Annotated in this window: 11 protein-coding genes; 8 read left to right on the top strand and 3 right to left on the bottom strand. The window is 47.7% G+C overall.

Annotated elements, in window-relative coordinates:
- Nucleotides 1-184: 184 nt before the first annotated feature.
- The 3 genes from BN1002_RS17630 to BN1002_RS23870 all read left to right on the top strand — a co-directional run bounded on the left by BN1002_RS17630 (nt 185) and on the right by BN1002_RS23870 (nt 2,423).
- The gene (locus BN1002_RS17630; protein WP_231575053.1) at nt 185-922 is read left to right on the top strand and encodes a TraX family protein; all 738 of its coding nucleotides are present in this window, start codon (nt 185-187) and stop codon (nt 920-922) included.
- Nucleotides 923-943: 21 nt separating this feature from the next.
- Entirely contained in the window at nt 944-2,146 is a 1,203-nt protein-coding gene (locus tag BN1002_RS17625) for a D-alanyl-D-alanine carboxypeptidase family protein (RefSeq protein WP_048826825.1), read from the top strand.
- A gap of 115 nt (nt 2,147-2,261) precedes the next feature.
- Nucleotides 2,262-2,423 (top strand): hypothetical protein, encoded by a 162-nt coding sequence (locus tag BN1002_RS23870; protein WP_156129729.1) that lies wholly within the window; start codon nt 2,262-2,264, stop codon nt 2,421-2,423.
- On the opposite strand, the gene BN1002_RS17620 is transcribed toward BN1002_RS23870, so the two are convergent.
- Nucleotides 2,420-3,247 (bottom strand): serine/threonine protein kinase, encoded by an 828-nt coding sequence (locus BN1002_RS17620; protein WP_082036290.1) that lies wholly within the window; start codon nt 3,245-3,247, stop codon nt 2,420-2,422. The genes BN1002_RS23870 and BN1002_RS17620 overlap by 4 nt on opposite strands.
- Before the next feature lie 328 nt (nt 3,248-3,575).
- Between BN1002_RS17620 and BN1002_RS17615 the strand changes: the two genes are divergently transcribed.
- The 5 genes from BN1002_RS17615 (at nt 3,576) to BN1002_RS17590 (ending at nt 12,526) form a co-directional block, all read left to right on the top strand.
- Nucleotides 3,576-5,984 carry a 3-hydroxyacyl-CoA dehydrogenase/enoyl-CoA hydratase family protein gene (locus BN1002_RS17615; protein WP_048826824.1) on the top strand — a complete coding sequence of 803 codons (2,409 nt, stop codon included), beginning with the start codon at nt 3,576-3,578 and terminating at the stop codon, nt 5,982-5,984.
- A 503-nt stretch (nt 5,985-6,487) separates the two neighbouring features.
- Nucleotides 6,488-7,663: an acetyl-CoA C-acetyltransferase gene (locus BN1002_RS17605; RefSeq protein WP_048826822.1), complete on the top strand. Its 1,176-nt coding sequence runs from the start codon at nt 6,488-6,490 to the stop codon at nt 7,661-7,663.
- Nucleotides 7,664-8,199: 536 nt separating this feature from the next.
- Nucleotides 8,200-9,999: an acyl-CoA dehydrogenase family protein gene (locus tag BN1002_RS17600; protein WP_048826821.1), complete on the top strand. Its 1,800-nt coding sequence runs from the start codon at nt 8,200-8,202 to the stop codon at nt 9,997-9,999.
- Between the two features lie 492 nt (nt 10,000-10,491).
- Nucleotides 10,492-11,880, top strand: a complete 1,389-nt coding sequence (locus BN1002_RS17595; protein ID WP_048826820.1) for a M28 family peptidase — start codon at nt 10,492-10,494, stop codon at nt 11,878-11,880.
- Nucleotides 11,881-12,178: 298 nt separating this feature from the next.
- Nucleotides 12,179-12,526, top strand: coding sequence for a PilZ domain-containing protein (locus tag BN1002_RS17590; RefSeq protein WP_231575116.1), 348 nt, complete (start codon nt 12,179-12,181; stop codon nt 12,524-12,526).
- Between the two features lie 59 nt (nt 12,527-12,585).
- Here BN1002_RS17590 and BN1002_RS17585 read toward each other — a convergent pair whose 3' ends face one another.
- Nucleotides 12,586-14,007: a hypothetical protein gene (locus tag BN1002_RS17585; protein WP_048826818.1), complete on the bottom strand. Its 1,422-nt coding sequence runs from the start codon at nt 14,005-14,007 to the stop codon at nt 12,586-12,588.
- Nucleotides 14,004-14,528: a hypothetical protein gene (locus BN1002_RS17580; protein ID WP_048826817.1), complete on the bottom strand. Its 525-nt coding sequence runs from the start codon at nt 14,526-14,528 to the stop codon at nt 14,004-14,006. The genes BN1002_RS17585 and BN1002_RS17580 overlap by 4 nt, the downstream gene beginning before the upstream one ends.
- Nucleotides 14,529-14,593: the final 65 nt, after the last annotated feature.

Raw genomic sequence — 14,593 nt, 5'->3', positions numbered from 1 at the left:
TGAAAAGGAGATTCGCAACTATCATTAGCCGCTACGCAATTTGGTAGCGGCTTTTTTATGTTCTCAATAACTTTTGTTATATAAAGATTTTTCTACAAAATACGAGTTTATTCCCCATCCTTGAAAGGAATAGTAAGTGTTAGAGGTTGCGGTTCATCGTGACACCAGGATGGGAGTGAAAAGATTGGAAATAAACAATACGGGAACATTGGCATCAAATGCGATAAGTATTAGAGCTTTGAACTCAAATACGATTAAAGTCATTGCCATCATCGCCATGATTGTTGACCATATGGCCTACTGGCTGGTCGCGGATGGCACAGCGCTGAACAGCGTCATACATACTTTTGGAAGACTTGCCGCACCGATTATGTGCTATTTTATTGCAGAAGGATATTTTTATACTTCAAATTTAAAAAAGTATATAACACGGCTTTTTCTGTTTGCCGTCGTTTCGCACTTTCCTTTTGTCCTGTACTTTGGACTTGATTGGTGGCAGGGGACGAGTGTCATCTGGTCGTTATTGATGGGGCTGGTCGCCCTGGCGATTAGCCAAAAAGCGGAAATTCCCCTTTTCTTGAAAATAGCGCTGATCGGAATGTGCTGCCTGCTTGCCTGGACAGCTGACTGGAATTACATCGCTGTCTTATGGGTGCTGTTTTTGGGGATTTTTAGAGGCCGTTTCAAAATGCAGATGATGAGTTATGTGACGATCGGGACGATTTTCTACATCATCCCTGGTGTCATTTCAATGGGCTCGCATTCAATCTTCCGGTTCGGCATCTTTTTAGTCGTTCCTTTATTGGCTTTATACAATGGGGAACGGGGCAGGAAATCCAATCTGATCAAGTGGGGCTTTTACTTTTTTTATCCGGCCCATCTAATTATTTTGTATCTACTTAGACATGTTATTTTTGCCTAGGGGGAGTAGAGGAGAAATTCGATGAGCAACAAAGATAACACGAAATTACTGTTCGTTTTATTAATCGTAACCGCCATGATGATGATTCTTACAGCTTGCAAAACACAAGGCGTAAATCCACCGACAAACGATCAAGCAGCTTCTACTGAAAATGATCGGGAAGCCAATACAAATCCGTCAAAAAAAGAACCACCCGAAAAAAAAGAACAAGTAAGAAAACCATATATAGGCGAATTGGAACTGCCGGTGGCCGGGGCGACAGGCTATGCATCTGTGCCACTGGAATTGAAGGCATCCGCGAGCTCCGAAGCAAAAACTATTGAAAAAGTGGAAGCGGGGTCTGGTTTTGAAATCATGAAGGAAGAAGGGGACTGGTGGCTGGTTAAACGAGGGCCTTCTTCCGGGTGGCTGCCGCATCAATATTGTTTTATTAATCTGCCTGATGTAATTCCCTCGATTGTCTATGACAACACGAATACATATTCATCCAGATTCGTATCATCTGGCAAGGCAATTCCCAATATTACCAACCAGACCCTCTACCCTGGCAAAACATTTAACGAACGGCTGGGCAAAGAAGAATATATCATGCCAGTTCTGTATACAATGGCAAAAAAGATCCACACCGCGCAGATGCATGCATTGAAAGAAGGCAATTCCCTTAAGATATATGAAGCTTTCAGGCCGTATTCGGTGCAACTCGCAGTCGTCAACGCCCTTGGCGCGCTCGCCAAAAAAGATCGTGAAGTGATGGCGGGAATTAATACTCCGCCATGGAGAATCACCTGGTTCATTACAAACGGAGTTTCAAACCACCAAATGGGATACGCCATTGATGTGAGTTTAGTGAAAGTGGACGCAAAAAAAGAGGCGGTAATCGGAGACTATATCGTTTCAACTGTTACCGGATATACAGAGTATGACATGCCGACACCCATCCACGAACTGAGCGGGACGTCAGCCATTTTTACTTCCCCCGTCAACTCGAAATCGCCTTCAGCATGGAAGAATGCAAAGTATACAGATTCGATGAATGGGAATGAAGCTGCCAGGAAGTTGCAGGCCTATTGCAGAGCCGCCGGATTGAGCCCATTGGCTTCGGAATGGTGGCATTTCAACGACCTCGAGGCGATGAATGAAATCGCGGCCAATAGCGGGGAAGGAAAGTTTATTCTGAACGAAATTCATAGCTCGCTACCGGTATTGGGTGCTGCCGAAAAATAGGGGAAAGCTTGAAAAAAACCGTGGATTTTTGCTCTTGCACTGTCCTGCGTTTCAATGTGTTTCAGCAGCTTAATATGTTAGGCTAAAAGTGAAGAAAAAGAAAAGGAGGTAAGCGATGTTTAAAAAAATTCTCAAGCAAATTAAGAAGCTTTCCCAAGGCAGCAGTGAGCGAAGACATGGCCATTATCGAAAAGGAAGCAGCAGCAACCGGCGGTATAACCGCTCTCCGTTAAGTGGAAGCAACTACTACAAACGGAAGGGCCGAAGCAGCAGTTAATCTTCCTCCCTCCGTTTGTTTGCTTGAAGTGCAGCATGGAGATCTTTTGAAATTTCACTAGTAGTTATGTAGGGTTCTTCCAACTGCAGCAGCCTTTTTAACAAATAAACCGTTTCCTTTTCTAAAGAAAGTTCTTCTGTCCAAGGAAGAGCTTTTTTGCTTTTGGAAGGGTACGTCGTATAAAGGAGATACAATAGAATCTCTCCCAGATCATAGTAGTCCTGCTGCTTCATCTCCAGGATGTTTTCTTGTCGGTCATGTGAAGAACTTTTTGCCAAACCGAAATCGATCAGGAAAAGTTCTTTGTTTGAAATTAAAATGTTTGGAATGCGTAGATCTTGATGGTAAATGTGTTGTTTATGAAGATACTCGAGCAGTTCAAGCAGGTGGCCCAGAACGAGTAAAGACTCTACCTCAATAAATGTCTTTTTGCCCAAAAATATTTGTTCCTCCAAATTATCCCCTTTAAGAAAATCCATAACGTAAAATAAATGCCCATCAGTGGAAATGGTTTCAACTAACTTCGGGATATTTTTGTGGTCAAGCGTACGCAATACGGATATTTCATTTCTAAACAGCGCCACCTCTTTTTTGCTGCGGCGCTTACTAGGCCGAAGCTGTTTAACCACTCGAATTTCGTTGGCAATTAAGTCTTGGCACTGATAAACAATCCCGTAGCTTCCAGCCCCTATCACCCGCAAAATTTCGTAATGGCCGTTCAACACGGTTCCCTTTTTAAAAGGCCTGTCCGCAAAAAATTGGTAAACCTTCCTGATTGCACGGAAAATTGAAACGGTCCTCTCCTCCTTTCCATATATAGACATTATCTGAATCTACTGGGAAAACGAAAACTTATGTTGGTATTATAACAAGTTATCACAAATGAACTGAAAAGGATTTCTTTTTAAATCGGCTGCTTCATCTTAATTGTTGCACCAATTTTCTAAATATTTTATTATTAAAGGTAACGAGCACTCATTTATTTCCATGGGGTTTTGTGGAAGAGGAGGAGGACGGCCATCCCAAAGGCCGCTCACTCATGCAAAAACTACCACAAAACCGACTCAATATTTTTTTGTCGAAAAAATGAATGAGTATTCATTCAAAAATTTGTCGAAGGGGGAGACGTATGTGATTCAACCTCAAACGCCTATGCAAAACCAGCAACAAACACAACAGCACCAACAGAAATTCCTGATCAAAAAAGCCGCCGTCCTCGGTTCAGGGGTGATGGGCTCCGGCATCGCCGCCCATCTCGCCAACATCGGCATCCCGACACTCGTGCTCGACATCGTACCGCGTGAGCCAAACAAAGCCGAGCAAGCGAAGGGACTTACACTCGAAGACAGGCAAGTCCGCAACCGGATTGCCACCGAGTCGCTCCAGAAGCTGCTCAAGCAGAAGCCAGCGCCACTCACCGTCAAGGAAAACCTGCAGCTCATCGAAGCTGGCAACCTTGAGGACGATCTCGAAAAGCTGAAGGACGCCGACTGGATCATCGAAGTCGTCACCGAGAACCTCGACATCAAGAAACAAGTATTCCAGAAAGTCGACCAGTACCGGAAACCGGGCAGCATCGTCAGCTCGAACACATCCGGCATCTCGGTCGAAGCGATGGCGGAAGGCCACTCCGAGGATTTCCAGAAACACTTCCTTGGCACGCATTTCTTCAACCCACCACGTTACCTGAAACTGCTCGAACTCATTCCAACGAAAAACACCGTCCCGGAAGTGCTCCAGTTCATGAAAACGTTCAGTGAGGACGTACTTGGCAAGGGCGTCGTCGTCGCAAAAGACACACCGAACTTCATCGCGAACCGCATCGGCACATACGGCCTGCTCGTCACACTGAGGGAAATGCTCAAGGGCGGCTACTCGGTCGGAGAAGTCGACTCGATCACCGGCCCGCTCATCGGACGCCCGAAGTCAGCGACATTCCGGACACTGGACGTCGTCGGACTCGATACATTTGTCCATGTCGCTAAAAACGTATACGACCAGGCGGAAGGCGCTGAAAAAGACGTATTCGATGTCCCGCCATTCATGAAAACGATGCTCGAAAAAGGCTGGCTCGGCAGCAAATCCGGCCAGGGTTTCTATAAAAAAGAAGGCAAGGACATTCTCGAACTTAACCCGGAGACACTCGAATACAGCCCGCGCAAAAAATTGAAAACACAGGCGACCGAACTCGCCAAGCAGGAAAAAGGTAAGGCGAATAAAATGAAAGCGCTTGTATTTGCGAAAGACGACCGCGCCGGTACACTGCTCTGGAATATCCTGAGCCCGGTCCTGCTCTATTCCGCCGAGCTTCTTGGCAAAATCGCCGACGACATCCCGTCAATCGACCGCGCGATGAAGTGGGGCTTCGGCTGGGAGCAGGGGCCGTTCGAAACATGGGACGCGATTGGCGTCGAACGCGCCGTCAATAAAATGAAGGAACAAGGCAACAAGGTTCCATCTTGGGTCACCGACATGCTCGCTGCCGGACATAGCTCCTTCTACAGCGAAAACACTTATTACGACAACGGCGAATATAAGCCGCTTGAAGTGAACCCGAAAGTCATCGATCTGAAGCAGATCAAGAAAGAAAAAGGAGTCATCAAAAAGAACACCGGCGCAAGCCTCATCGATATTGGGGACGGAGTCGCGCTGCTCGAGTTCCATTCGCAGAACAACGCCATCGGGCCCGATATTTTGCAGATGATCAATTTTGCCATCGACGAAGTTGAAAAGAACTATAAAGGCCTCGTCATCGGCAACCAAGGCAAAAACTTCTGCGTCGGCGCCAATCTCGCGATGATTCTAATGGAAGCGCAGGATGACAACTTCTTCGACCTCGATATGGTCGTCAGGCAGTTCCAAAATACGATGATGAAAATCAAATACGCGACCAAACCGGTCGCCGCCGCGCCATTCAGCATGACACTAGGCGGAGGCACAGAAGTCTGCCTGCCATGCGCACACATCCAGGCCAACATGGAAACATACATGGGCCTCGTTGAAGTCGGCGTCGGCCTCATCCCGGGCGGCGGGGGCAACAAGGAGCTCTATATCCGGCACCTGAACGCCCTCCCGAAAGGCGTAGACTTCGACCTGATGAAAGTCGCCGCCAAAGTATTCGAAACCATCGCCATGGCGAAAGTCTCAACATCCGGCGACGAAGCGCGAGAACTCAACTTCCTGTACCGCGCCGATGGCATTTCCGTCAACAGCGACCACCAGCTGCATGACGCCAAACAAGCCGTCCTGAACTTGAGCGAACAAGGCTACAAACCGCCAGTAAGGAGGAAAATCCCGGTCACCGGCGAAACCGGCTACGCCGCACTCATGCTCGGCGCCGAAGCGATGAAGCTATCCGGCTACATCTCCGACCACGACATGAAAATCGCCAAAAAACTCGCCTACGTCCTAGCCGGCGGCAAACTCCCATACGGCACCGAAGTAGACGAACAATACCTGCTCGACCTCGAGCGAGAAGCCTTCCTCAGCCTCCTCGCCGAACCCAAATCGCAACAACGCATGCAACACATGCTCATGAAAGGCAAGCCGCTGAGGAACTAAAACCTATTTCGTGCAAAAGAAAAAGCCGCAGAAGCTCATGCAGGGAGGACGGTTCCATTACTTAATTCCAGCATCGAATAAGTTCCAGAACCATACCTCGTCTAGGCTTCGGAGCTTTGCCATCAATACGGCTGGCAGTTCATTCACCAACTGTCAACAAAGGATATCGGAAAATCCGCGGCTAAAACGGATAATCCACGGATAAAACGAAAAATCCACGGATAAAACGCAAAATCCGCGGATAAAAATGAAAAATGCAAGGATAAGTAAACAACTCTGGATAAACCAAGTTCATTCACCAACTGCAATTCCGGATAAACCGAAAAACTTTCCGGATAAACCAAAATAAATCCGGATAAGTTGCAAAAAATTCCGGATAAAACGCAAATTTCTCCGGATAAATCGTAATTATTTCCGGATAACCCGAAACACTTTTCCAAATACACACTAGGTTACTAGACCAAAAGAATACAAAAAACCTAGACAGAAAGAGAGGAACCCCAATGAGAGAAGCGGTCATTGTTGCCGGAGCCCGCACGCCGGTTGGAAAGGCGAAGAAGGGCTCACTCGCCCACGTTCGCCCCGACGACCTCGGCGCGCTCGTCATCAAGGAAACCTTGAAGCGGGCCGGCAACTACGAAGGAAACATAGATGATGTCATTATCGGCTGCGCGATGCCGGAAGCGGAACAGGGCCTGAACATGGCCCGCAACATTGCCGGCCTGGCCGGACTCCCGTACGAAGTCCCGGCCATCACCATCAACCGGTACTGCTCGAGCGGCCTGCAGACAATCGCCTACGCCGCCGAAAGGATCATGCTCGGCCAGGCCGACACCATCCTCGCCGGCGGAGCGGAATCCATGAGCATGGTGCCGATGATGGGCCATGTCACCCGCCCGAACGTCCGGCTTGCTGAAACTGCCCCGCAGTATTATATGAGCATGGGCCACACCGCCGAAAAGGTCGCTGAAAAGTTCGGCGTCACCCGCCTAGATCAGGACGAATTCGCCGTCCGCAGTCATGAGCGCGCCGAACGCGCCATCAAGGAAGGCAAATTCAAGGACGAAATCGTCCCGGTAGATGTCACCATCCGCTCTGTCGGAGCTGACAATAAACTGAAAGAAAAAACGTTCCAATTCGCTAATGACGAAGGCGTAAGGCCAGGAACAAACGTAGAAACACTCGCAAAACTGCGTCCGGCCTTCTCAGTCCAAGGAACCGTCACAGCCGGGAATGCCTCGCAAACAAGCGATGGCGCAGCCGCCGTCATGGTCATGGATCGTGAAAAAGCAGAATCACTTGGCCTAAAGCCGCTCGCAAAATTCCGGTCATTCGCCGTCGGAGGCGTCCCGCCGGAAATCATGGGAGTAGGTCCCGTAGTCGCCATCCCGAAAGCGCTCAAGCTCGCCGGACTGGAACTAAGCGACATCTCGTTATTTGAGCTGAACGAAGCCTTCGCATCCCAGGCAATCCAGGTCATCCGCGAACTCGGCTTAGACGAAGACAAGGTTAACGTCAACGGCGGCGCCATCGCACTTGGCCACCCGCTCGGTTGCACTGGCACAAAACTGACACTGTCTCTAATCCACGAACTAAAACGCCGCAACCAGCAATTCGGCGTCGTCACCATGTGTATAGGCGGCGGAATGGGCGCAGCCGGAGTCTTCGAAATGTTGTAGAAAAGCAGGAGGATGATTCCATTGCTTTTTTCGATTCAGTATACAGATTTTCATGCCGAAAAATGGATGAAAAACCCTCGTTAACGAAAAGCCGGCTATAAAAGTAGCATTCTAAAGCTTTTATAGCCTTGTTAACGAAGTAAAGCCCTACTGTTAAAGAGTTCTATTATCCAATTTCAGCCGTTTATTATCCAAATCTGGCCGTTTATTATCCAATTTCGCTCGTCTATTATCCAATTTTCAACGTTTATTATCCAAATACGACCTTCTATTATCCAAATACGCTCGTTTATTATCCAAATACGACCTTCTATTATCCAAATATCGCCGGGGTTATCGGCCGATTTTCAACTGGCCAAACCGAGAATTTTACCGGCCAACTGATTTTCCAGCACGAACGACAAAGGCAACCCAGAAGGATGCCCGGCGCGGGATGAGAAACGCTAATCACTCAGCACGCTCCCCGCGTATCAAAAAACAAAAACAGGCATCCATTCCCTGACCACAAAACCCAATAAGGAAACGGAGGACTCAAAATGTCGCAACACCAACTCGACCAAACCGAGACCCAACCAATCAAAGGCGGTAGCTTCCTCATTGAAGACATCCCCGCCGACCGCGTCTTCACACCCGAAGACTACACCGACGAACACAAAATGATCGCCAAAACCACCGAAGAATACATCGACAAAGAAGTCATGCCGCAAATCGAACACATCGAAAACCACGAATTCGACCGCTCCGTCAAACTATTGAAAAAAGCAGGCGAACTCGGCCTACTCGGCGCCGATGTCCCAGAAGAATACGGCGGACTCGCACTCGACAAAGTCAGCTCCGCTCTCATCGCCGAAAAAATGGCCCGCGCCGGAGGATTCTCCATCTCACACGGCGCCCACGTCGGCATCGGCTCACTGCCAATCGTCCTCTTCGGAAACGAAGAACAAAAACAAAAGTATCTGCCCGAACTCGCCACCGGCGAAAAACTGGCTGCCTACGCACTAACTGAGCCAGGCTCCGGATCCGACGCACTTGGTGCAAAAACAACCGCCAAACTGAACGCGGAAGGAACCCACTACGTCCTGAACGGCGAAAAGCAGTGGATTACCAACTCCGCTTTTGCCGACGTCTTCATCGTCTACGCGAAAATCGACGGTGAACAATTCTCCGCCTTCATCGTCGAACGCGAATTCCCGGGCGTCTCCGTCGGGGCCGAAGAAAAGAAAATGGGCATTAAAGGCTCATCAACCAGAACCCTCATCCTTGAAGATGCACAAATCCCGAAAGAAAACCTGCTCGGCGAACCAGGCCGTGGCCACATCATCGCCTTCAACATCCTGAACATCGGCCGCTACAAACTCGGCGTCGGCGTCGTCGGCGGAGCCAAGCGCGCACTAGAAATCACATTACAATACGCCAACCAGCGCCAGCAATTCAAAACGCCAATCTCGCAATTCAACCTGACAAAAGAAAAATTCGCGACAATGGCCGCGAAAATCTATGCCGCCGAAAGCTCCGTCTACCGCACCGTCGGCCTATTCGAAGACCGGATGGGGCGCCTCACCGAAGACGAAGCCAAAGACGGCCTCCAAGTCGCCAAGTCAATCGCCGAATACGCCATCGAATGCTCACTCAACAAAGTCTTCGGCACCGAAACACTCGACTATGTCGTCGACGAAGGCGTCCAGATACATGGCGGCTACGGCTACATGGCCGAATACGAAATCGAGCGCGCCTACCGCGACTCGCGAATCAACCGCATCTTCGAGGGCACAAACGAAATCAACCGCTTGCTCGTCCCAGGCACCTATATCAGGAAAGCCATGAAAGGCGAACTCCCGCTCTTCCAGAAAGCCCAGCAACTTCAGGAAGAACTCATGATGATGATGCCGGAAGAGCCAGGCGACGAACCGCTCGCTCAGGAAAAGCACCTCGTCAAGAACGCTAAGAAAATCGGCCTCCTCGCAGCAGGACTCGCCGCCCAAAAATACGGTAAGGCGCTTGAAGCGGAACAGGAAATCCTCGTCAACATCGCCGACATCATCTCCAACGCCTACGCGATGGAATCCGCCGTCCTGAGAACCGAAAAGGCCATCAACAAAGCAGGCCTCGAAAAATCCCGGCAGAAACTCCTCTACACCCAGATTTTCTGCCAGGAAGCATTCAACGAAATCGAACAGCACGCCAAAGAAACACTCGTCGCCACCGAAGAAGGCGACAGCCTGCGGATGCTCATGTCAGCACTCCGCAAATTCACCCGCCACACACCAACCAACGTCATCGCCCTAAAGCGCCAAGCCGCCGACCGGCTTATCGACGCCGAAAAATACGTAGTCTAAGAGACAAGGAAAGGGCAAAATCAAGTACCTTTTCCCCCAGGCAAAAAAGCATCCACCAGGATGCTTTTTTTTATGCCACTAACCCAGTTCCACCATCACCACAACCCCTATTGAGAAACTCCATTTTGGATTATTAAATAAGAGGAGGGATAATATCATACCTTCCGTATTCCCAAAAAGCCCATTTGAATTTTTATTTATTCTCCCAAAAAAACACTCCCACCACCCATTAATTTACTAATCTATCATTTAATGTACACCACTTGGTAACTAAGTCCTGCCAATACTTCCTAAATATTTAGAATATTGGTAACTTAGTAGCTTGTTAATGTATATTTATACAACCTATTATATATATGTAACTATTAAAGTTTGCTAATGGAAGCAGGTCCTAATCACCACCAACGATGGTTCCAGGCCGGATACTTACACAGTGAGGCACTGGAACCGTCCTCCTGCTTCATCCGCAAACCTAAAAAAGAGGAGGATTCTATGTTCGCGAGAAAGAAAGTCTTTAAGGTTGCGGCACCGATTCTGGCAATGTCCATGCTATTCGGTGCAACGGGATTTGCGGCTCCTGAGGCGGGTCCGGGTAAGTCGGCTGCGTCTCAAGATCAGAAGGTTGTTGCTCGTGTTGACGCAGAGCGCGCGATCGAGCACATCCGGTATTTATCAGAAGAAATCGGTCCGCGTAACGGCGGTCTGGAAGGTGAGAAGAAGTCTGCCGCATACATCGCTGGCGTCCTGGGTAGCTATGGTTACGACGTTGAGTATCAATACTTCCCGGTTGCTGACCAATACATAGCCAACGTCAAGTTCAATGACGGCACCTCATGGGACATGGGAGCGGCACCGAACGGAAAAATCAGTAAGGAAGCAGTCACTGGCGAAGTGATTTTCGTTAACGGGGGTACAAACCTAGCTGACTTCCCGGCGAACACGGCAGGAAAAATTGTCGTTATGCCAAACGCTGGTTCAACAGCTGCCTACCGATCCCAAATCAATAATGCTATAAGTAAAGGCGCGACGGGAGTCATCATCCAAAGCCTCGTCGGCGGCCGCGGCAACTACGGCTCAGCATTCAACCCAAGCCTTGCGTCGAAAGTAGATGTCCCGGTATTCGGAGCAGCTTACATCCATGGTGAATGGATCAAGGAACAGCTTGCGAAAGGCCCTGTTACAATCAGCCTGACAGCCGAGCACTTCACCAACCTGCAATCAGTCAACGTAATCGCCACTAAGCCGGCAAAAGGAAACGTTGAAAATCCAAAGCAGGTGATTCTCAGTGCGCACCATGACAGCGTTGTCGGCGCACCAGGAGCAAACGACAATGCCTCTGGCGTCGGCCTTATGCTTGAGCTGGCTCGCGTCTTCAAAGGCTATAATACTGACAAGGAAATGAAATTCGTTGCCTTCGGATCGGAAGAACGTGGCCTCCTTGGTGCAAGACACTATGTGAATCAGCTTTCCCAGGCAGAAAAGGACAACATTGAAGGCGTCTTCAACGCCGACATGGTTGCCACCAACTATGACAAAGCGAAAAACCTATACGCTATGACGCCAGATGGCAGCGAAAATATTGTAACTGACTCAGTCATGGCAGCCGGAGCACGACTCGGCAACTCCGACATCCTGCCGGGTACATTTGGATCGAGTGATCATGTTCCATTCCATCAGGCGGGCATCCCAGCCGCACTCTTCATCTGGATGGGAATCGACAGCTGGAGCCCGCTTGTCTACCATATCGAAAAAGTCTACCACACACCACAGGACACCATCGCTGACAACGTCTCAGCCGAGCGCATGCAATCCGCACTCGACATCATCGGCTCCGGGCTATTCGATGTCGTCCGCAAAGACGTTCCGGCACTCAACAAATAAGAGGATCAACACCAATTTTAGCAGGCAAAAACCTCTACTCGACAACTGTGAAAATAATTGAGATGAGCAGAAACATACTATCATTGGAATATAGTATAAAAGGGGAAGCTGTTAGCAAAAAAACAGCTTCTTCTTTTTATTGTTACTCGGAAATTTACTTATTCGAAATGAATGTAAATTTTACAGTTAAATTACACAATTTACTACATATTGGAATTTGTTTTATGGTACTATTTGTATAAAAGGCTAGCGGAAATAACTATCTCGAAATTTTTACCAGCAGGGGTGATGTTTCTTGATGCACCAACTATTAAACAAGAGACAGTATAATAGATTTTCGTTTGAACAACCTGTCAAAGCGACAATGACCCTGGCTACGCTTCCTGCGGGATCGGGGAGTGTTTCTGAAGGGGAATTCACTATTTATGTGCTCGACTTAAGTGCTGGCGGGCTCTGGATGATTAGCAAGTGTAATTTAGAGGTGAATTTTTTGACAATTTATAAAATCCCTCTTGAGGTTGAAGAAAAAAAGATCCTTTTATATGGAAAGGTTGTTAGAAAGAGAAAGCTGTCTGATGGTTATTATGACTATGGGATTAGTTTTAGCCATTTTTTCAATTACGAGGGCGGCTTTGTAAATGGGTAGCTTTTTTGATGGAAAGTATAGAAAGCCAGGAAGCATGATGTATATGCTCCCTGGCTTTTTTAGGTTAATATAATCCTTTTCCCGCTTACCTGATTCCAAGTTTCAGTGAGAAATGAATCAATCTCTAGCCATTCTTGATCAAGTTCTTTTTGAACATGGTTGAACATCTGTTTTTCTTTTTCGAATGCTACCCATTTAAGCTGTTGGAACCCGTATTTGAAGAAGGCTGTCCATTGAGGGTAGCTAATGGAAAGAGGGTTCTGGGTCACTGCAATTTTCCCGGCGTTTGCAGCTGTTGCCATCAGATGAGCGGAAAACAACATCGTCTGTAGCTTGGGCTTTTTGTTGCCGGGAGTATCAAATGGCAATGAATCCATAAAGCTGTGGCCTTCCATCATCCTCTTGGCAAAATAACTAATCCGCACAAGGACTTCAATAAGAAGGACAGGAATGGACATGGCAAGAAAATGAGAGAAATCATATCCCTGTCTGTACATAATCCTTGAAACTTCACCAATGGTATACTCGCCTTTTCCAAAGCTGCCTATTTGCAAAAACTGCAGGAGCGGCATTAGAGGGGCGGGCAGCCCAGCAGGAGTAGCTATGTCTGATTTCATATGGCCGAATACTCTTACAAGGGATTCAAATAAATTCATTCCCACGATATCTTTGCCGGTGGTATCTATCGTTTGGACGATCAGTTTGCCGGTTTTATCGACAGCAGTGAACCTTCCTTTTAAAATATCCATCGTTCCAAAAAGGAAGCCAAGCAAGGGGTCGTGGCCAAGGGAATGAAAACGGTGAGTCCTGGGGCCAAGCCCATCCACTTTTTGATTCAAATTGCCTGAATGCGCGGCATCATAGGGAACCCAATTTCGTTTTTCTAATTCGGTGATTTCTTGTGGAGAAAGACTTCCCTGGATCTTTTCTTTGATAAAATTTGAAAGTGGCCCGCCATCATGGCCTTTGCTGCCTAGCATGCCAGGGTGCTTAGGCATTTGAACTAGAAAAATATCAATAATTGCTGCCAGAATTCCCGCCACTCCGCAAATTGACCAATCTCCAGCATCCAGCTTATGGACCTGTTTAAAATCGCCTCGAAGTTTTCCGAGCCTGTTTTCCACCTGGTGAATCTCATCAGCCGTTAAAATATCGGTGAAATCAACATCGCTTGCCACGGAACGCTCTGCTTCCCGGAGAATTTCATTCCATGATCGAGGTTCCATCCTCTTGTACACCTTGAAGCTTTCTTTCGAATCCTGGTTAAGACCATTGGCTTTGTTTTTGACACTGCTGAAGTCGATTCCCAAGCCAGAAAGAAGAAGTTCAGATTCCTTAATAGCAGAATCCAATTCATTATTCGTTTGTTCTAATTGGCCGTTCATTTCTGATAAAGTGTTGGATTGATGCTTTAGTACCTTTAACGCTTCTCGATTTTTATCAGTGAGGTTGTATTTACTTTTTACCCCTCTGTCACTCATGCGGCCAAATCCTCTTTGAGATCTTTTATGACGCCAGAAAGCAGAGTGTTCAAACTGGTTAAATAGTTTACTCTATCATTTGTTTTGTATAAATCGTTCTGTAACTCTCTTATAATGGCATCATGCTTTTTAATTGCTTCCTGCAATAACGCTTCCTTGGCTTGGACCAACTTCTTTTTCTTAGCAGAGGCAAGAAGGGAGTAGCCACCAACACCAAGGATGACGGCCGGCGCTGCCAAGACACCAATACCAGCGACCATTCCTCCGCCTATAATCCCGCCGGCTGTTGCCAACCCCGATGTAATTCCAGCTGCACTTAAACCAGACACGCCAAGCATGGACAAAAGCCCAAGTCCAGCCGCTCCGCCTACTCCAATTCCAGCTACCGCTCCGAGAACCTCGGGGATCTCACTCGTATCAATAGTCCTTGTCCGGTCTTGAACCGCCGCACTAGCTTCCTTTAAAACTTTATTTATCGGTTCAAGAGATTGAATATTTTTATATAGGACTTTTTTGCTCATTTTAGCCACCCTATTCTCATGTTTTTTCTATAAATATATAAATAATATCGGCAGATAGTATAACC

Source organism: Bacillus sp. B-jedd (assembly GCF_000821085.1).
Lineage (GTDB): Bacteria > Bacillota > Bacilli > Bacillales > Cytobacillaceae > Bacillus_D.
Note: the sequence above shows the minus strand (reverse complement) of the source record. Positions and strands in the feature narration are given on the sequence as shown.

Bases quoted from the DNA above. Each gene is read 5' to 3' on its own strand.
- BN1002_RS23870 (WP_156129729.1), top strand. From the start codon at position 2,262: ATGTTTAAAAAAATTCTCAAGCAAATTAAGAAGCTTTCCCAAGGCAGC.
- BN1002_RS17605 (WP_048826822.1), top strand. From the start codon at position 6,488: ATGAGAGAAGCGGTCATTGTTGCCGGAGCCCGCACGCCGGTTGGAAAG.
- BN1002_RS17585 (WP_048826818.1), bottom strand. From the start codon at position 14,007: ATGAGTGACAGAGGGGTAAAAAGTAAATACAACCTCACTGATAAAAAT.
- BN1002_RS17595 (WP_048826820.1), top strand. From the start codon at position 10,492: ATGTTCGCGAGAAAGAAAGTCTTTAAGGTTGCGGCACCGATTCTGGCA.
- BN1002_RS17620 (WP_082036290.1), bottom strand. From the start codon at position 3,247: ATGTCTATATATGGAAAGGAGGAGAGGACCGTTTCAATTTTCCGTGCA.
- BN1002_RS17590 (WP_231575116.1), top strand. From the start codon at position 12,179: ATGCACCAACTATTAAACAAGAGACAGTATAATAGATTTTCGTTTGAA.
- BN1002_RS17580 (WP_048826817.1), bottom strand. From the start codon at position 14,528: ATGAGCAAAAAAGTCCTATATAAAAATATTCAATCTCTTGAACCGATA.
- BN1002_RS17615 (WP_048826824.1), top strand. From the start codon at position 3,576: ATGCAAAACCAGCAACAAACACAACAGCACCAACAGAAATTCCTGATC.
- BN1002_RS17600 (WP_048826821.1), top strand. From the start codon at position 8,200: ATGTCGCAACACCAACTCGACCAAACCGAGACCCAACCAATCAAAGGC.
- BN1002_RS17625 (WP_048826825.1), top strand. From the start codon at position 944: ATGAGCAACAAAGATAACACGAAATTACTGTTCGTTTTATTAATCGTA.